This window comes from Sphingomonas sp. P4_G2 (assembly GCF_056401155.1).
Map to the genome: position 1 here is coordinate 369,752 of NZ_JBFUJY010000003.1, position 18,515 is coordinate 388,266.

The 18,515-nt window shown below is 66.4% G+C and carries 18 protein-coding genes; 2 read left to right on the forward strand and 16 right to left on the reverse strand.

Annotation, left to right across the window (positions count from 1 at the left end; all coding sequences use genetic code 11):
* Positions 1-71 precede the first annotated feature (71 nt).
* Entirely contained in the window at positions 72-1,970 is a 1,899-nt protein-coding gene (locus AC1DRD_RS11375) for a potassium transporter Kup (RefSeq protein ID WP_478031234.1), read from the reverse strand.
* A gap of 154 nt (positions 1,971-2,124) precedes the next feature.
* Between AC1DRD_RS11375 and pdeM the strand changes: the two genes are divergently transcribed.
* Positions 2,125-2,787, forward strand: coding sequence for a ligase-associated DNA damage response endonuclease PdeM (gene pdeM / locus AC1DRD_RS11380; protein WP_478041458.1), 663 nt, complete (start codon positions 2,125-2,127; stop codon positions 2,785-2,787).
* Between the two features lie 148 nt (positions 2,788-2,935).
* Here pdeM and msrA read toward each other — a convergent pair whose 3' ends face one another.
* The 15 genes from msrA to AC1DRD_RS11455 all read right to left on the reverse strand — a co-directional run bounded on the left by msrA (position 2,936) and on the right by AC1DRD_RS11455 (position 18,221).
* Complete coding sequence (gene msrA / locus AC1DRD_RS11385; RefSeq protein ID WP_478041459.1) at positions 2,936-3,595, reverse strand: peptide-methionine (S)-S-oxide reductase MsrA; 660 nt, start codon at positions 3,593-3,595, stop codon at positions 2,936-2,938.
* 55 nt (positions 3,596-3,650) lie between these two features.
* Complete coding sequence (locus AC1DRD_RS11390; protein WP_478041460.1) at positions 3,651-3,794, reverse strand: hypothetical protein; 144 nt, start codon at positions 3,792-3,794, stop codon at positions 3,651-3,653.
* 232 nt (positions 3,795-4,026) lie between these two features.
* Positions 4,027-5,226, reverse strand: a complete 1,200-nt coding sequence (locus tag AC1DRD_RS11395; protein ID WP_478041461.1) for a pyridoxal phosphate-dependent aminotransferase — start codon at positions 5,224-5,226, stop codon at positions 4,027-4,029.
* A 117-nt stretch (positions 5,227-5,343) separates the two neighbouring features.
* On the reverse strand, positions 5,344-6,873 hold the full coding sequence (locus tag AC1DRD_RS11400; protein ID WP_478031227.1) for a peptide chain release factor 3: 1,530 nt from the start codon (positions 6,871-6,873) through the stop codon (positions 5,344-5,346).
* A 41-nt stretch (positions 6,874-6,914) separates the two neighbouring features.
* The gene (locus AC1DRD_RS11405; RefSeq protein ID WP_478041462.1) at positions 6,915-7,787 is read right to left on the reverse strand and encodes an aldose 1-epimerase family protein; all 873 of its coding nucleotides are present in this window, start codon (positions 7,785-7,787) and stop codon (positions 6,915-6,917) included.
* Positions 7,784-9,181 (reverse strand): pyridoxal phosphate-dependent decarboxylase family protein, encoded by a 1,398-nt coding sequence (locus AC1DRD_RS11410; protein ID WP_478041463.1) that lies wholly within the window; start codon positions 9,179-9,181, stop codon positions 7,784-7,786. Before AC1DRD_RS11410 ends, AC1DRD_RS11405 begins: the two co-directional genes overlap by 4 nt.
* 249 nt (positions 9,182-9,430) lie before the next feature.
* Positions 9,431-10,177: an SDR family NAD(P)-dependent oxidoreductase gene (locus AC1DRD_RS11415; protein WP_478041464.1), complete on the reverse strand. Its 747-nt coding sequence runs from the start codon at positions 10,175-10,177 to the stop codon at positions 9,431-9,433.
* A gap of 3 nt (positions 10,178-10,180) precedes the next feature.
* On the reverse strand, positions 10,181-10,621 hold the full coding sequence (locus AC1DRD_RS11420; protein WP_478041465.1) for a hypothetical protein: 441 nt from the start codon (positions 10,619-10,621) through the stop codon (positions 10,181-10,183).
* A gap of 213 nt (positions 10,622-10,834) precedes the next feature.
* The gene (gene pheT, locus AC1DRD_RS11425; RefSeq protein ID WP_478041466.1) at positions 10,835-13,210 is read right to left on the reverse strand and encodes a phenylalanine--tRNA ligase subunit beta; all 2,376 of its coding nucleotides are present in this window, start codon (positions 13,208-13,210) and stop codon (positions 10,835-10,837) included.
* Between the two features lie 141 nt (positions 13,211-13,351).
* Positions 13,352-14,428, reverse strand: coding sequence for a phenylalanine--tRNA ligase subunit alpha (pheS, locus tag AC1DRD_RS11430; RefSeq protein WP_478041467.1), 1,077 nt, complete (start codon positions 14,426-14,428; stop codon positions 13,352-13,354).
* Positions 14,421-14,906, reverse strand: a complete 486-nt coding sequence (locus AC1DRD_RS11435) for a GNAT family N-acetyltransferase (RefSeq protein WP_478041468.1) — start codon at positions 14,904-14,906, stop codon at positions 14,421-14,423. The genes pheS and AC1DRD_RS11435 overlap by 8 nt, the downstream gene beginning before the upstream one ends.
* An 87-nt stretch (positions 14,907-14,993) precedes the next feature.
* Entirely contained in the window at positions 14,994-15,359 is a 366-nt protein-coding gene (gene rplT, locus AC1DRD_RS11440; RefSeq protein ID WP_066812844.1) for a 50S ribosomal protein L20, read from the reverse strand.
* A 13-nt stretch (positions 15,360-15,372) separates the two neighbouring features.
* Positions 15,373-15,576 (reverse strand): 50S ribosomal protein L35, encoded by a 204-nt coding sequence (gene rpmI, locus AC1DRD_RS11445; RefSeq protein ID WP_478031218.1) that lies wholly within the window; start codon positions 15,574-15,576, stop codon positions 15,373-15,375.
* Positions 15,577-15,812: 236 nt separating this feature from the next.
* Positions 15,813-16,595 carry a histidinol-phosphatase gene (gene hisN, locus AC1DRD_RS11450; RefSeq protein WP_478031217.1) on the reverse strand — a complete coding sequence of 261 codons (783 nt, stop codon included), beginning with the start codon at positions 16,593-16,595 and terminating at the stop codon, positions 15,813-15,815.
* 207 nt (positions 16,596-16,802) lie between these two features.
* Complete coding sequence (locus AC1DRD_RS11455) at positions 16,803-18,221, reverse strand: sigma-54-dependent transcriptional regulator (protein ID WP_478041469.1); 1,419 nt, start codon at positions 18,219-18,221, stop codon at positions 16,803-16,805.
* Positions 18,222-18,379: 158 nt separating this feature from the next.
* On the opposite strand from AC1DRD_RS11455, the gene AC1DRD_RS11460 reads away from it, so the two are divergent.
* Complete coding sequence (locus AC1DRD_RS11460; protein WP_478031214.1) at positions 18,380-18,514, forward strand: aa3-type cytochrome c oxidase subunit IV; 135 nt, start codon at positions 18,380-18,382, stop codon at positions 18,512-18,514.
* The last annotated feature ends 1 nt before the right edge of the window (position 18,515 follow it).

The window sequence follows — 18,515 nt, forward strand, 5'->3', positions numbered from 1 at the left end:
GCGCTTGGCTGCTGACGTCCCGCGAGTCAATTTGAGTTCGCTCGTCGGGTCGTCGACCGCTTCAGGAATGTCTAAACCGTCACCTGCTCGCCCAGCTCGAGCACCTTGCCCGGCGGGATATGGAGGAAGTCGGTCGGGTCGCTGGCATTGCGCTGCAGGAACATGAAGATGCGGTCCTGCCATAACGGCATGCCGACCTCGGCATCGGGCTTGAGCGTGTTGCGGCCGATGAAATAGCTCGCCTTCATCGGGTGCAGGTCGATCAGCCCCGCCTCGGTCGCGTCGGCCAGCGCGCGCGGCACGTCGGGCGTTTCCATGAAGCCGTAGCGCAGGATGACGACGCTGAAATTGTCGTCGATCCGTTTGACCTCGCACCTTTCCTCGGGCGGCACTTGCGGCCGGTCGGTAGTGCGCACCGATGCGACCAGATTGACCTCGTGCAGCACCTTGTTGTGCTTGAGGTTGTGGAGCAACGCCCCGGGCGCGCTGTCGGGATTGCCGGTCAGGAAGATCGCGGTGCCTTCGACGCGCTCGGGCGCGCGGCGCGCGAGCGCAGCAGCAAGGTCGGCGAGCGGGACGCTCTGGCGTTGCTCGAAGGTCTTCACGATCGCCTTGCCGCGCACCCAGGTGAAGATGACCAATCCGATCAACGCGGCGATCACCAGCGGCACCCAGCCGCCTTCGATCACGCGCAGGATATTGGCGCCGAAAAAGATCAGGTCGAGCGTCAGGAACGGCAGGATCAGCGCCAGCGCCCAATGGCGCGGCCAATGCCAGCTGTGCCGCACCACGACATAAGCGAGCAGGGTAGTGATCACCATCGTGCCCGTCACCGCGATGCCATAGGCCGCCGCCATCGCCGACGAGGTGCGGAACTGGATCACCAGCACCAGCACGCCGACCAGCAGGAGCCAGTTGATCGACGGCAGATAGATCTGCCCGGCATAATCGGCCGAGGTGTTGCGCACCCTGAGCCGTGGCAGGAAGCCGAGCTGGACGGCCTGTTGCGTCAGCGAATAGGCGCCGGTGATCACTGCCTGGCTGGCGATGATCGTCGCCAAGGTCGCCAGGATGACGAGCAATGGGCGAACCTGCTCGGGCGCCATCAGGAAGAACCAATCGGCATTCTCGAACTTGCCGCCGGCCGCCTGCACTGCTTCGAGCTTGTTGAGCGTATAGGCGCCCTGTCCGAGATAATTGAGGCACAAGGCCGGAAAGGCGAGCAGGAACCAGCCGAGCCGGATCGGCTTCGCCCCGAAATGCCCCATGTCGGCGGTCAGCGCCTCGGCCCCGGTCACCGTCAGGAACACCGCGCCCAGCACGAACAGCCCGAGCACGCCATGTGTCGCCAGGAAACCGGCGGCATAATAAGGGTTGAATGCCCACAGGATGCCGGGCTCGTCGGCGATATGGTACAGGCCCAGCCCGCCAATCACCAGGAACCACAGGACGCAGACCGGGCCGAACAATCCCGATACGCGCGCGGTGCCGTGCGACTGGATCAGGAACAGCCCGATCAGGATCACGATGGTGACCGCCATGATGGTGTGCTCGCCGATCGCATCAGCACCGCCGGGAATCGTGCGCAGGCCTTCGACCGCCGACAGCACCGATAGCGATGGGGTGATGATCGCGTCGCCATAGAACAGCGATGCGCCTGCCGCGCCGAGGACCAACGCGATGCGCGAGCGCCAGCCGAGCGCGCGCCGCGCGAGCGCCGCCAGCGCGAGCACGCCGCCCTCGCCCTGATTGTCGGCGCGCATCAGGAAGGTGACATATTTGATCGAGACGACCAGGATCAGCGACCATAAGGCCAGGCTGAGCACGCCGAGGATCTCGTCGGCGGTCAGCCCGTCGGCTGCGGCCTGGCCCAGTGCTTCGCGAAAGGCGTAGAGCGGGCTGGTCCCGATATCGCCGAATACCACGCCGATCGCGCCGATGGTCAGCGCGGCAAGCGCCTTTTTCGACATCGTTTTTTGGGGTGAAATGGCTGCTGACATGGAGTCGGATGGGCCTGCCGGGAAGGACGGCGCGCTTTACGCCTGTTGGCGCGCCGATCAAGTGGCATTTGTTGCACTGCCGCAAGCCATTGATCGCGCCTTGCTATTACGGCATGGATGGGAAATGGTTCCCTTTTCGTTCGCCGGCCATCAGTTTGCCGCGCTGCCTGACGGCGCGCTGTTCTGGCCCGCGCGGCGTGCGCTGATCGTCGCCGACCTGCATTTCGAGAAGGCGAGCTGGTTCGCGAGCTTCGGCCAGATGCTGCCGCCCTATGACAGCGCGGCGACCCTGGCGGCGCTGGAGAACGCGGTCGCGGCGACCGCTCCGGCCGAGATTTGGTGCCTTGGCGACAGCTTTCACGATTCGCGCGGATGCGAGCGCTTGCCCGCCGCCGAACAGGACCGGCTGCGCGCGCTCACCGCGGCGCATCGCTTCGTCTGGGTCGTCGGTAACCACGACCATGAAATGGCCGACCCCTGCGGCGGCGAGATCGTCGACGAGGCCGAGATCGACGGACTGGTGCTGCGACACGAAGCCGATCCGCGCGATATGCGGCCGGAATTGTCGGGCCATTTCCACCCCAAATTGCGCGTCCGCGTGCGCGGGCGATTGGTGTCGCGCCGGTGCTTCGTCGCGACCGGCACCAAGCTGGTGCTGCCCGCGTTCGGTTCGCTCACCGGCGGGCTCGACGTCCATCATCCTGAAATTGTCCGCGCGGTGGGTCGGTGCGGCGAGGCACTGGTGCCGGTGGCCGATCGGTTGCTGCGATTTCCGTTGGCGGCATGAAATCTAGCCCTCTCCCGTCTACGGGAGAGGGTTTGGGTGAGGGTCTTCTTTCTTCTTCCGGGCAATGAGGTCTAAAAAGAAGGAAGAAGACCCTCACCCTCCCGCTTCGCGGGCCCCTCCCTCTCCCGCAAGCGGGAGAGGGGAACGCTTACTTTGCCAGCGCCGGAAACGCCGCCTTGAACGCCGCGACCTTCGGCTTGTCCCACGCCACGATGTACGGGTGGTTGGGATTCTTGTCGAAGAAATGCTGGTGATAGGCCTCGGCCGGATAGAAGCCGCCGGTCTCGATCTTGGTCACGATCGGCCGCGAATAGGCCTTCGCCTGGCCAAGCTGGGCGATGTATGCCGCTGCCACTGCGCGTTGCGCCGAATTCTGGGGAAAGATCGCCGAGCGATAGCTGGTGCCGCGATCGGGACCCTGGCGATTAAGCGTGGTCGGGTCGTGCGCGATCGAGAAATAGATGCGCAGCAACGTGCCATAGCTCACCACGCGCGGATCGTAGGCGACGCGGATCGCCTCGGCATGGCCGGTTCCCTCGGTCGACACCTGGTCATAGCTCGCGGTCGCGGCGGTGCCGCCGGCATAGCCCGCAGTGACGTTCGTCACGCCTTTGACGCGCTCGAACACCGCTTCCATGCCCCAGAAACACCCGCCGGCCAACACCGCGACATTGGGCTTCACGGTCGGCTGGACATCATGCGCCGGCGCCGGGATCGGCACCGCGCGTTCGGCATGGGCGAGGGGGCTGGTGAAGATCGCCGCGGCCAGCGCACCAGCGGCGGCAAGCGGCAAGACATATTTGATCATACGCGGGGCTCCGTTGTTCCGATCACATAGATACGGAACGCGGCGCCCCATGGTTTCAATCCGCCAGATGAGCGACGGACGCCGGCGTCTGCGGCGCGGTCTGCGCGCCTGCCGGATGCAGCGTCATCACGCCGAACCCGCCCAAAGCGAAGCCGCCGGCGAACCGCCAGAAAAACGAAGAAGTGAGAATGGCCTTCATGGCTCTTGTCCCTTGGTTGCGGGTGCGAAATCGGGAATATGGCGTTCCGCTTCAACCCTGATGATTGAAACGATAGGTTTCCGGGCCTGAACTTTCTCTGGCCGGTCCGTTCATCCGGGGTTTGGGTTTGGGGCGTCCCAACGCCGTGCTCCTGCGAAAGCAGGAGCCCAGGGTTACAGGCCGTGTCGCTCGTGGTCCTGGGTTCCTGCTTTCGCAGGAACACTGAGCATTCTCAGCGCAGCGCGGCGCAGGCCGTCTGGATCCGTTCGCACGCCTTGCGCAGCAGTTCGTCCGACGTGGCGTAGCTGATCCGCATCGCCGGCGAGAGGCCGAACGCCTCGCCCTGCACCGCCGCGACCTTGGCATCGTCGAGCAGGTACGTGACGAAATCCTCGTCGGTCGCGATCGTCCGGCCGCCCGGCGTGGTCTTGCCGATCAGCGCGGAGAATTCGGGATAGACGTAGAAGGCGCCCTCGGGCCGCGGGCAGGTGATGCCCGTCGCCTGGTTGAGCATCGACACGACGAGATCGCGGCGATGCTCGAACAATTTGGCATTGTCCTTCAGGAACGCCTGGTCGCCGGTCAGCGCCGCCACCGATGCCGCTTGGGCGATCGAACAGGGATTGCTGGTCGATTGCGATTGCAGCTTCGACATCGCCTTGATCAGCCACGGCGCGCCGGCAGCGAAACCGATCCGCCAACCGGTCATGGCATAGGCCTTGGAGCAGCCATTGGCGGTCAGCGTGCGGTCGTAGAGCGACGGGCAGACCTGCGCGATCGAAGTGAACTTGAAATCGTCGAACACGATATGTTCGTACATGTCGTCGGCGAAGATCCAGACATGCGGGTGGCGCTCGAGCACCGCGCCCAGCGCCTTCAATTCGGCTTCGCTATAGGCGGCGCCGGTCGGGTTGGACGGCGAGTTGAGGATCACCCACTTGGTCTTGGCAGTGATCGCCGCCTCGAGCTGCTCGGGCTTGAGCTTGTAATTCTGGTCCGCACCCGCCGCGGCGAACACCGGCGTGCCGCCGGCGAACAGCACGACGTCGGGATAGCTCACCCAATAAGGCGCGGGGATGACCACCTCGTCGCCCGGATCGATCGTCGCGACCATCGCGTTGAACAAGGTGTGCTTGCCGCCGGCGTTGATGGTGATCTGATTGATGTCATAGTCGAGCGCATTGTCGCGCTTGAACTTCAGCCGCACCGCTTCCTTGAGCTCGGGCGTGCCGTCGACATTGGTATATTTGGTCTTGCCGTCGCGGATCGCCTTGATCCCGGCTTCCTTGATGAAGTCGGGCGTGTCGAAATCGGGCTCGCCGGCGCCCAGGCCGATCACGTCGACGCCTTGGCGCTTCAATTCCAGGACGCGGCTGGTGATCGCCAGCGTCGGCGAGGGCTTGATGCGGGCGAGCGCGGCGGAAGGCTGCATGATGGGCTCCTGATGGTCGCCCGCGGCTATAGCGATGCGACCGGCCTTCGCAACCGCACCAAAAGTTTCGCGGCTTTATAGCTTCGCTGTGTCGGCGCCCAACCGCGAATGCTGCCGTTACCGCTCGCGCGTCGCGGCGAACTTCACCTTGGGATAGCGGTCGGCGACATAGCCGACGTCCCAGGCCGACTTCGCCATATAGACCGGATTGCCGTCGCGATCCTTGGCCAGCGACCCGCGATTAAGGTCGAGGAATTCCTTGAGCGCCGCCGGATCGTCCGACGAAATCCAGCGCGCGGTCTCGTACGGCGCCATCTCCAGCCCCGCGGCGACCTTATACTCGGCCTCGAGCCGGCTGATCAGCACTTCGAGCTGGAGCTGGCCGACCACGCCGATCACCCAGTTCGATCCGATCTCCGGATAGAAGACCTGGGTCACGCCTTCCTCGGCCATGTCGTCGAGCGCCTTGCGCAATTGCTTGGTCTTGGTCGGATCCTTCAGCACGACGCGCCGCAGGATTTCGGGCGCGAAATTGGGCAGGCCGGTGAAGCGCACATCGGCGCGCTCGGACAAGGTATCGCCGACCCGCAACGTGCCGTGATTGGGGATGCCGATAATGTCGCCTGGATAGGCCTCGTCGGCGACCTCGCGATTCTGCGCGAAGAACAGGATCGGCGAATGCACCGCGATCGGCTTGCCGTGGCCGGTCGGGGTCAGCTTCATGCCGCGTTTGAACACCCCCGAGCACAATCGCATGAACGCGATGCGGTCGCGATGTTGCGGGTCCATATTGGCCTGGACCTTGAACACGAAGCCTGTGACTTCGTCGAAATTGGGCGAGACCGGCGCCGGCTCGGCCGGTTGCGGGCGCGGCGGCGGGGCGTAATCGGCGAGCGCGGCGATCAGCTCGGCCACCCCGAAATCCTTGAGCGCCGAGCCGAAATAGACCGGCGTCAAATCGCCATGGCGATAGGCGTCGGCGTCGAACGCGGCATAGCCGGCCTGGGCCAGCTCGACTTCCTCGGCGATGTCGATCGGGAGTTCGGGCGCGTCGTCGACCTTGCCGAGGAATTCGCGGCTGTCGCCCTCGGGCCGGCTGACCTTGTTGGTGGTGAGGTCGAGCACGCCCTGGAATTGCCCGCCCATGCCGACCGGCCAGCTCATCGGCGCGACGTCGAGCGCGAGTATGTCGGCGATCTCGTCGAGCAGTTCGAACGGCGGGCGGCCTTCGCGGTCGACCTTGTTGACGAAGGTGATGATCGGCACCGACCGCAGCCGGCAGACCTCGAACAATTTGCGCGTCTGCGCCTCAATGCCGCGCGCCGCGTCGATCACCATCACCGCGGAATCGACCGCGGTCAGCGTGCGATAGGTATCTTCGGAAAAGTCCTCGTGCCCCGGCGTGTCGAGCAGGTTGAAGGTGATGCCGTCCTTCTCGAACGTCATCACCGAGCTGGTGACCGAAATGCCGCGTTGTTGCTCGATCTTCATCCAGTCGGACCGCGCGCGCCGCGTCTGGCCGCGCGCCTTGACCTCGCCGGCCAAATGGATCGCGCCGCCGAAGTAGAGCAGCTTTTCGGTCAAGGTGGTCTTGCCGGCGTCGGGATGCGAAATGATCGCGAAGGTGCGGCGGTCGGAAATACTCATGGTCCGCGGCTCCTAGCCGCAGGGTAGGCCTAGGTCGAGGGTCAGGGTTCGAGCGTGATCGCCATCCGGCCCGTCCAGTCCGCGCCCGGCGCGACCTCGAACACGCCCGGCTTGGTCCGGAAATCGCCGCCGAACCCGGCGGGGTCGGCATGGCCATGCCACGGCTCGATACAGACGAACGCGGCGCCGGGCTTGGTCCAGATGCCGAGATAGGGCGTATCGGGGAAATCGACCCTGAGCTGCGGACCATCGGCCGCGCGATAGGTCACGCTTTGCGACGCCACCGGATCCCAGATCAGCGCGTCTTGGGCGAACAGATCGTCGGCAAGATGAAGGACGCGGCCATCGAGCGGCGAGGGGCGCGTCGACGCGAACAACCCGCCGGCAAGCTCGACGATGTCGCCCGGGTCGTCGGCGGCGAAGATGATGCGGTGCTCGTCGCGCGGGCGGCCATAAGGCAATGGCCAGGCGAAGGCGGGGTGAAAGCCGAGGCTCGCGGGCAACGGCGCGCTACCGGGATTGGAGATACGCACGTCGATCGCCAAGGTCGCCACATCGATAGAGAACCCGACCTCCAGCACGAACTCGAACGGATAGTCGGCGCGCGTCTCGTCATTGGCGGTCAGTCGGAACGTCGCGCTGGTGGCGGTGCGTGCGGCGAGGTCGAACGTTTCGTGCCGCGCGAAGCCGTGCTGTTTCATCGCATAGTCGCGGCCATCGAGCCGCAGCGTGTCGCAATTCAACCGTCCGATGATCGGAAACAATATCGGCGCGTGCCCGGTCCAATAAGCGGGATCGGCATCGGTCATCAGCTCGCGACCCTCGGCGTCGCGCAACTGCGTGAGCTCGGCGCCGAGCGGATTGATCGCCGCCGACAGCTGATCGGTGCCGATCTCGATCAGGGTTTCGGTCACGCGATGTTCTCCCTTACTGCCCGCCAGGCGGAAACGATCGCGTCGACAGTCAGGTCCGCGTCCGCCTCGGTCGTCGCCGACGAACTGACCGACACGCGCATCACCCAATGTCCGTGCCACTCGGCCCCGCCGATCCAGGCGATCGCGTCATCCTGCACACGCTGCACCGTGGCACGCGTCGCGTCGTCGCTATCGCCGAAGCGGAGCATCAGCTGGTTGAGTTCGGGCACCAGCACCAGCGCGATCCCCGGTTCGCCGGCGGCGCGCTCGGCGATCCGTGCGGCTACCCGGCAGCAACGCTCGACCATCTCGGCAATCCCGGCGCGGCCGAGCTGGCGGATCATCGCCCAGGCAGCGAACCCGCGGGCGCGGCGCGAGAGCTCGGGGACATAGGCCGATGGATCGCGCTCGGCGCCCTCGGCGGGCGGCAGATAGCTGGCGGAGATCGCCATCGCGCGGCGGTGCGCTTCGGCATCGCGGACGATCGCGAACCCCGAATCGTACGGCGTCTGCAGCCATTTGTGCCCGTCGGTCGCCCAACTGTCGGCCAACTCGACGCCTTGGGTAAGGTGCGCGTACCGGTGGCTGGCTTGAGCCCACAATCCGAACGCGCCGTCGACATGGAGCCAGGCGCCCGCCTCGTGCGCCATCGGGGCGATGTCGGCGAAAGGATCGCTCACCCCGCTATTGATCTGGCCGGCCTGGGCGATCGCGATGACCGGCCCCGATGCCGCCTTCAACGCCGCCTCGAACGCGCTCGGCAGCATTCGCCCTGCGTCGTCGGTGGCGACCGACGTCACCCGCCTCGCGCCGAGGCCGAGATATTTGAGCCCCGAAAACACCGTCGCGTGCGCATCGGCACCGATCAGCACATTGATCGGCGGTGCGCCGAACATGCCGTCGCCTTCGACGTCCCAGCCGACCCGGCGCAACACCTCGCTCCTCGCCGCCGCGAGGCAGACGAAGTTCGCGACCGTCGCGCCGGTGACGAAGCCGACCGATGCCTCACCGGGCAGGCCGAGCAGGTCGAGCAGCCAGCGCGCCGCCACCGCCTCGACCGCGCTCGCTGCCGGCGCGGCCAGGATATTGCCGGCATTCTGCCCCCAGGCGGCGGTCAGCCAGTCGGCGGCGACCCCGGTCGGGTGCGAGCTGCCGATCACCCAGCCGTAGAAGCGCGGGCCGGTCGAGGCGCGGATCCCCGGCGTCGCGCGCTCGATCAGCTCGGCGATGATCGCGTCCGCATCCCCGCCCAGCTCGGGCAGTGGAGCGTCGAACGCCGGCAAGACCTCGGCGTACGTCGCGGCGGGCGTGGTCTCCGCCGTGGCAATGCGGCGGCGATAGTCGATCGCGCCCTGGGCGGCGCGCATCATCGCGGTGAAGTCGGAGTCGGTCATCCCGCCGGTGTCGTTGCGTGGACGACCCGGCGCAACCCGAAACCTGTTGTCGAAGCTTGGGCTATATCGCCGTTCGGTTTTCGGACTCCCCTCCCTGCTTGCAGGGAGGGGTTGGGGGTGGGTGCGCGCGTCTGCGCGTCTAAAGACTCTAAAAAGCTGCCGTCAAAACAGCATCGGACGAGGCATCGAGCCTCGCCCGATGCTCACCCACCCCTAGCCCCTCCCTTGCAGGGAGGGGAATTTTACGACCTATGCCCGCGCGACCTGGAACCCGGCGAAGGACTGGCTGACCGGCATCAGCTCGAGCGTATTGATATTGAGGTGCGGTGGCAGCTGGGCGACCCATAGCAGCGTGTTGGCGATATCCTCGGCAGTCATCGGATTGGCGCCACCATAGAGTTTGTCGGACGCTTCCTGGTTCCCCTCGGTGCGGACCAGGGTGAATTCGGTCTCGACCATGCCCGGCTCGATCGAGGTGACGCGGACGCCGGTGCCGGACAGGTCGGAGCGCAATCCCAGGCTGAATTGGTGCACGAACGCCTTGGTCCCGCCATACACATTGCCGCCGGTATAGGGATAGGTCGCCGCGACCGACGAGATGTTGATGATCGCGCCCTTGCGCTCGACCAAGGCGGGCAGGAGCTTGCGCGTCAACGACACCAGAGCGGTGACGTTGGTGTCGATCATCGTCTTCCACTGATCGAGCGAGGCCGATTGTGCCGGCGCGGTGCCGAGCGCGAGCCCGGCATTGTTGATCAACAGGTCGATCGCGCCGAACTCGGCCGGCAGCGCGTCGAGCGCCGCGTCGCGCGCGGCCTCGTCGCGCACGTCGAACACCGCGGGGTGCACCTTGTCGGCGCCCAGCCCGGCGACCAGCGCGTCGAGCCGCTCCTGGCGCCGCCCGGTCGCGACCACGCGCCAGCCTGCGGCGACGAACGCGCGCGCCGCGGCCTGGCCGATGCCCGAGGTTCCGCCGGTGATCAGGACAGTGCGCATCGTCTACTCCTTCGGGTCCAAATTCTCTTCGTCGATCGACCGCGCTTCGGCCAGATGCCAGCGCTCGCCGTCCCAGCGATCTTCGCGATCGTCGAATTGGAGCAAGGTGCCGGCGGGGCAACCGAGTTCCGCCAGCTGTACGCGGATCAGCGCACGCCCGGCGTCCAGGTCGGTCACGTCGGTGTCGATGATCGAATAAAGCACGCGCCACTGGCCATCGCCGGGCTGATCCTCGTCTTCGTCGTCTTCATCGAGAAATTGGATCGCGCTGCCGCCGCCGGCGCTACCCAGCCCGGTCATCCGCAACTCGGCGTCGATATATTGCGTGAACCGCGCCTGCCGTTCGAACGGATCGAAATCGCCCGGCAGCAGGATCGGCGTGTAGATATCGCCCGGCTCCTCGTGGAGCGCGGTAAAGCCGACGAGGAAATGGTCGATCTTCATGGCTGGGGCGCCCCCCCAGGCTGAATCGCCCTCGCGACGATCGGCCCGCCAACATTGAGTGTTTCGCCGATGATCAGGGCCGTCCGCACCTTACTTTCCCTTCGTCCCATTTCTGCCCTCACCCTTCCGGCGCTTCGCGCCTCCTTCCCTCTCCCGCCGGGAGAGGGAAGGGGCCCGCCGCCGAAGGCGGTGGGAAGGGTGAGGGCAGGTATATTAGCCCCGCAGAGTCGCCCCGAGTTTCTCCGCCGCGCCAACCACCTTGTCGGCCACTGCCTTCAGATCGGCATCGGTGAAGCTCTTGTCGCTGGGCTGCAATGTGACCTCGATCGCCATCGACCGGACGCCATCGCGTTCGAACAGGTCGAACACGCGCGCGGCCGTGATCGCTGCCTTGTCCGATCCGCGCACGGCGCGGGTCAGCGCGTCGGCGGTCAGGCCGGCGGGGACGGTGAAGGCGAAGTCGCGCTTGACTGCCTGGAGCGCGGCCGGCGCATAGGCCGTACGCATGAAACCAGACGAGCGCTTGCCCGGGATCGCGTCGATATAGAGCTCGACCGCGGCGACCGGGCCGTCGAGGTCGAACGCCTTGGCGGTCGACGGATGAAGCATGCCGAACGCGGCGAGCACGGTCTTGGGACCGAGCCGCAAGGTGCCCGATTGGCCGGGATGCCAGGTCTCGCCGGCGTCCCCCATCACTTGCAAATTGTCGACCGGCGCCCCGGCGGCGGCGAGTAAAGCCAGCGCCTCGGCCTTGGCGTCGAACGCGTCGAAGCCCTGCGCCTTGCCCGTTTGCCAGCCGCGCGGCCGGCGATCGCCGGCCAACACTACGCCCAAGGTCGGACGCTCGGCCTCGGGCAGATAGCGCCGGCCAAGCTCGAACAGGCGAATGGTGCCCACGCCGCGATTAAGGTTGCGCGCAGCTGCCGACAGCAGACCGGGCAACAGCGACGGCCGCATCACCTTGAGGTCCTCGCTGATCGGATTGGCCAGGCTCCACGCCCCGCCGCCGAAGGTATCGGCCTCGGCCTGGCTCAGGAAGCTCCAGGTCACCGCCTCGTCGAGCCCGTGCGCCGCCGCGGCGCGCCGCAGCTTGCGTTCGAGCTTCTGCTCGGGGGTCGCGGTCGGGCGCGCCACGCCGGGCGCACGGTCGAGCGGGACGGGCTGGACCTTGTCGATCCCCTCGATGCGGATGACTTCCTCGACCAGGTCGGCCGATCCGTCGACGTCGCGACGCCAGCTCGGGATCGTCACCTGCCAGTCGCTGCCGACCACGAAGCCGAGGCGTTCGAGGATATCCTTCTGCCGCTCAGGCGCGACGGCGAGGCCGCCGAGCGTCTCCGCCCGCGACGGATCGTACTTGATCGTGCGCGGCGCGAGAGGCGGCTCTCCGGCGCGGGTGATCCCGCTCGCCGTCCCGCCGCAATGGTCGAGCACCAATTTGGTCGCGATCGCCAGCCCGTCGTCGAGGAAAGCGGGGTCGACGCCGCGTTCGAACCGCTGGCGCGCATCGCTGGTCAGGCCGAGCTTCTGCCCAGTCCGCGCGATATGGTCGGGATCGAAATAGGCGCATTCGATGACCACGTCGGTGGTCGTCTCCGACACGCCCGAATGCTCGCCGCCCATGATGCCGCCGATATCGTGGACTGCGACATCGTCGGCAATCACCGTCATCGTCTCGTCGAGCGTATAGGTCTTGCCGTTGAGCGCGAGCACCTGCTCGCCGGCCTTGGCGCGCCGCGCGACGAGGCCGCCCGACAATTTGGCCTTGTCATAGACGTGCAGCGGTCGGCCGAGATCGACCGAGACGAAATTGGTGATGTCGACCAGCACCGAGATCGGCTTCTGCCCGATCGCGGTGAGGAAGCGCCGCATCCATTCAGGCGCGGCACCATTGGTCACGCCGCGCACTTCCTGCCCGTAGAAGGCCGGGCAGCCCGCGGTGTCGTCGGTGCCTACGTCGGGACCCGGGCCTTCGCCCGCCACTGGCGCGATCGCCTCGACACGATAGACCTGGGCGAGCGGCTTGAGCGTGCCCAGCCTCGCCGCGGCAAGATCGCGCGCGATGCCGCGCACGCCCATGCAATCCTGGCGGTTGGGCGTGATCGACACGTCGATCACCGGATCGTTGAGCCCGGCATACTCAGGGAAGGTCGTGCCGACCAGCGCATCGGCGGGAAGCTCGATGATCCCGTCATGGTCGTCGCCCAGCTCGAGCTCGCGTGTCGAGCACATCATGCCATTCGATTCGACCCCGCGGATCGCCGAAACCTTGAGCTCCATGCCATTGGCCGGCACGATCGCGCCCGGCAGCCCGAGCACGCCGACCAGCCCCGCGCGGGCATTGGGCGCGCCGCACACCACCTGAAGCGGCGCGCCGTCGCCGGTATCGACAGTCAGCACCTGCAATTTGTCGGCCTGGGGGTGACGCTCGGCGGTCAGAACGCGCGCTACCTTGAACGCCGCCAGCTTCTCGCCGGGATTGTCGACGCCTTCGACCTCGAGCCCGACGCGGGTCAGCGCCTCGACGATGTCGTCGAGCGAGGCCTGGGTATCGAGATGCTCCTTGAGCCAGTTCAGGGTGAACTTCATATCAGTTCCCGTCGCCCCGGCGGAGGCCGGGGCCGTAGAGTTGGAGAGGGCATCGCGCTGCCACGTAGCGGCCCCGGCCTGCGGGGTCCCCGCAAAGTAGTACTTTGCGGGGTGCCCCTGCGCCGGGGCGACGGGAATGGGTCATGCCCCAACACCTCCGCTGAGCGTCGGGACATCCAGTGCGGCGAAGCCATAATGCTTCAACCAGCGGATATCGCCGTCGAACAACGCGCGCAGGTCGTCCATACCGTATTTGAGCATCGCCAGCCGGTCGATCCCGCAGCCGAACGCGAATCCCTGCCACTCGGCGGGATCGAGCCCGCACGCCGCGATCACCTTGGGATGGACCATGCCGCTGCCGAGCACTTCCATCCAATGGTCCGACCCGCCGATCACTCGCTTGCCGTTCTGGATCGTATAGCCGACATCGACCTCCGCCGACGGTTCGGTGAAGGGGAAATAGCTCGGGCGCAGGCGCAGCACGATGTCGTCGCGCTCGAAATAGGCTTTCAGGAACGTCTCGAGCGTCCATTTGAGGTGGCCGAGCGTGATTCCCTTGTCGATCACCAGCCCTTCGACCTGATGGAACATCGGCGTGTGTGTCGCATCCCAATCGGATCGGTAGGTGCGGCCGGGTGCGATGATGCGGATCGGCGGCTTCTGCTCGATCATCGCGCGGATCTGCACCGGCGAGGTGTGGGTGCGGAGCAACATCTTGCGTTCCCCGTCCGGCGGGTCGGGGAAGTAGAAAGTATCGTGCATCGCCCGCGCCGGGTGCGACTCGGGAATGTTGAGCGCGGTGAAATTGTGCCAGTCGTCCTCGATCTCGGGACCGGTCGCGACCGCGAAGCCGAGATCGGCGAAAATCTCGGCCAACTCGTCCATCACCTGGCTGACCGGATGGACCGTCCCGGCCGACGGGACGTCCGCCGGCAAGGTCATGTCGAGCGTCTCGCCCGCCAGCCGCGCGTCGAGTGCCTCGCGTTCGAGCCCCGTCTTGCGCGCCGTCAGCGCCTCGCTCACCGCCTCGCGCAGCGCATGGATGCGCGGGCCGGTCGTCTGGCGCTCCTCGGGCGACATGCCGCCCAATGTCTTGAGCAACCCGGTCACGCTGCCCGACTTGCCGAGTGCAGAGACGCGGATGTCCTCCAGCCCGGCCAGATCGGCGCTACCGATCGCCGCGAGCAGGTCGCTCTTGAGCTGGTCGAGATCACTCATCGTTCAATCCGATCGTCCATAGATAGAGGTCGCCGTCCTCGGGGTCGGTGCGCTCGCCGGTGCGGGTGAAGCCGTTGCGCTCCAGCACTACTTGCGACGCCCGATTGTCGACCCCGGTCTCCGCGGTCAAGCCGTCAAAGCCACGCGCCCGCAGGATCGGCAGCAAGGCGGTGACCGCGCCGGTGGCATGGCCGCGTCCCTGACGGCTGTCGGCGATGCCGTAGCCGATCTCCGGGCGCTTGCCGTCGTGCGGGCGCGTGAAGCTGATCATCCCGACCGCTTCGCCGTCAGCGACGACCAACCAGGCCACGTCGCCGCCCAACGCGTCTCGGTTCTTCACCGCGACGCCGCGGATCAACTCGATCACCTCGACCGGCGCGACGCCGCCATCGCAGATCGCCGGCGGGTTCGCCGCTGCCGGAGCCTCGCCCAGCAGCCACGCGAAATCGCTGTCCTGCATCGCTTTCAGTTCGACCACGAAAGGCTCCTTGGGAGTATTCCAGAACGAAAAAGGGCGCCGGTGCTGCCACCGACGCCCCTGATCTGCGTAACGCTCAGGCTGCTGTTAGGCGGCCTGGGGCAGTGCCGCCTTCGCCTGAGCGATGATGGCGGTAAACGCTTCGGCTTCGTGCATCGCGATATCGGCCAGGACCTTGCGGTCGAGGTCGATGCCGGCGAGCTTCAGGCCGTGCATGAATTGCGAATAGGTCAGACCCTCGGCGCGGACGCCGGCGTTGATGCGCTGGATCCACAGACCGCGGAAAGTCCGCTTTTTGACCTTGCGGTCGCGATACGCATATTGCCCGGCCTTTTCGACGGCCTGACGAGCGATGCGGATGGTGTTCTTGCGGCGACCCGAATAGCCCTTGGCCTGCTCAAGAATGTTCTTGTGCTTGGCGCGGGTGGTCACACCACGTTTGACGCGTGCCATATTATCTAGCTCCTCAGTTCAGGCCGTACGGGGCCCAGGCCTTCACCGTCTTGGTGTCGGCGTCCGACAGCACCTTGGTGCCGCGGTTCTGGCGGATGTACTTGCCGTTGTGGCTGATGAGCCGGTGGCGCTTGCCGGCGACGCCGTGCTTCAGCTTACCGGTGGCGGTGAGCTTGAAGCGCTTCTTCACGCCGCTCTTGGTCTTGAGCTTGGGCATTTTGGTCCTTTCTCTATGGCGATGCGCAAGCATGCCGCGGCAGCCCTTGATGGCCGGGCAAACTTCATCCGCATCGCTCGGAAGTGGGCGCGCATAGCGGCGAGTCCCTGGAAAAGCAACCTCGGGCTGGGGATTCAGATTCACGCGGAGGCGCGGAGGCGCGAAGAAGGCAGCCTATCGGGTCGCGGGCATCCGAGCCAAATCCTCCGCGTTCTCCGCGCCTCCGCGTGAAAATATCAATGTCCGCGACAGGCCAGCGCTTCCAGCACTTCCTCGACGCGCGCCGGATCGCCGGCCGCTACGACTTCGCCTTTGCTCGCGGCGGTCAGCGGGTCGCCCGACCAGTCGCACATCCGACCACCAGCGCCCTCGATCACCGGAACGAGCGCGGCGAAGTCGTGGAGTTTGAGCCCCGCCTCGACCACCAGGTCGAGCCAGCCCGACGCCAGGCTGGCGTAATTGTAGCAATCCCCGCCCAGCACGACCGACCGCACCGCGCCGTCGAGATGCTCGAAGGCATGGAGTTGCGCATCGTCGAACAAGGCGGGCGAGGTGGTGGCGAGCAAGGCATGGCTCAGCTCGCGGCAGGTCCGCGTCGCGGCGGGCTTGCCGTTGAACAAGGTCGGCCGTCCGATCGCGCCGACCCAGCGTTCCTTCAGGATCGGCTGGTCGATGATCCCAATCGCGGGCCAGCCGTCGATCACCAGCGCGATGAGCGTGCCGAACAGCGGCCGCCCGGCGATGAACGCCCGCGTCCCGTCGATTGGATCGAGCACCCATTGCCGCCCGGTCGATCCTTCGGTCGTGCCGAATTCCTCACCCGAAATCCCGTCGCGCGGCGCTTCGGCGGCGAGCAGCGCGCGCATCGCCTGTTCGGCGGCGCGGTCGGCGATCGTGACGGGGGAGGCGTCGTCCTTGATCTCAACGTCGAACGGCGCGCGGAAATGCGGGCGGATCGCCGCGCCGGCGGCGTCGGCCAGGGCCATGGCGAGGGCGATGTCGGTATCGGTGATGCGCATGCGTGGTGGCACTAAGGTGAGTCAGAAGGGGCGGCAATGGTGGAAGCGGGTACTTTAAGCCCTCTCCCGCACGCGGGAGAGGGTTGGGTGAGGGTCTTCTTTCTTCTTCGAGCGCGTGCTGAGACAGAAGAAAGAAGACCCTCACCCTCCCACCGCCTGACGGCGGCGGGCCCCTCCCTCTCCCGCAAGCGGGAGAGGGGTCACATCTCACGCCGCGTTGTCGATGCCGAGCTCGCCGAGCTTGCGATAGAGTGTCGAGCGCCCGATGCCGAGCCGCCGTGCGACTTCGGTCATGCGGCCGCGATAATGGCCGATGGCGAGGCGGATGACGTCGGCTTCGATCTCTTCGAGCGGACGCATATTGCCGTCGGGACGGAACAGGGTGACGCCGCCCGAGGTCGCCATCTGGCCGCCGGGCGTCGGCACGCGCGCGGTGCCGAGCGCGGCGATCTGCGGGAAGTCGGCGCGGGTCAGCGCGTCGCCCTCGCACAAGACGGCGGCGCGGAAGAGCGCGTTCTGCAGCTGGCGGACATTGCCCGGCCAGACGTAGCGGCCGAGCAGCGCGAGCGCGTCGTCGGTGATGCCGAGCGGGCGCAGCCCGGGCTGGTCGGCGATCCGCGCGAGCAAATGCCGGGCAAGCGCGGGAATGTCGGCGATGCGTTCGCGCAAGGGCGGGATCGTCACCTGGACGACGTTGAGGCGATAATAGAGGTCCTCGCGGAACCGGCCGGCCTCGACTTCCTCGATCAGGCGCTTGTTGGTCGCGGCGATGACGCGGACGTCGACTTCGCGGGTGTGGCGCGCGCCGATCGGCTGGACCTCGCCCGATTGCAGCACGCGGAGCAATTTGACCTGGGCGTCGAGCGGCATCTCGCCGATCTCGTCGAGGAACAGCGTGCCGCCATCGGCATCGGCGAACTTGCCGATCTTGCGCTCGAACGCGCCGGTGAAGGCGCCCTTTTCGTGCCCGAACAGCTCGCTTTCGACCAGATTGGCGGGGATCGCGCCGCAATTGATCGCGATCATCGGCTTCTTGCCGCGTGGGCTTGCGGCATGGATCGCCTCGGCGACGACTTCCTTGCCGACGCCGCTTTCGCCCTCGATCAGCACGGGGACGCGGGCGCGCGCCGCCTTGGCCGCGATCGCCAGTGCGGCGCGGAAATCGGGGGAGGCGCCGACGATCTCGTCAAAGCCGAGCAGGGCCGGAATCTTCTCCGTCAGCGGGCGCAATTCGCCCGCATCGGTGCCGGCGACGACCACTTCGAGCGCTGACAACAAGCGGTCGGGCGCGAACGGCTTGACCAGATAATCGGTGGCGCCGGCGCGCATCGCAGAGACCGCTTGGGCGACCGAGCCATTGGCGGTGAGCATCAGGATGGGGAGCTGCGGACGGCGGGCGCGCAATTCCTTGATCAGCGCCTCGGCTTCGCTTTCGGGGCCGAAACTGTCGAGCAGGATCGCGTCGAGCTGCATCCCGTCCTGAGTGCCGAGCATCGCGATCGCGGTCTCGCCATCGGGCGCGAACACCGAACGCCAGTCGCGCCGCGCGGCGATCGCCGAAACGAGGCGGCGCTGCGCGGGTTCGTCGTCGATCAACATCAGGAGGCGCTGTCCGTTGCGCGTCATCCCGCCCTCTTCTGCTCCTGGGTCATGTGGTAACCATAAGGCGAGCGGGTAAAGGTGAGCTTAAGCGTATGCGGACACTAACTTAACGCTTGCGGGCTTGAGGCGCGGGGCGGTGCTGGCTAAGACCGCCGCACAATCAGGGTGGAGAGAGTTGCGGCATGGCCGACCAGACCGACATGAAAGTACATGAGTCGACCTATCACTCGGTGCTCGGGTTGCTCAAATATGGCGCGGTGGGGTGCATCCTGATCGCGGGAATCGTGATCTGGCTCATTTCCTCCGGTCACAAGTAAG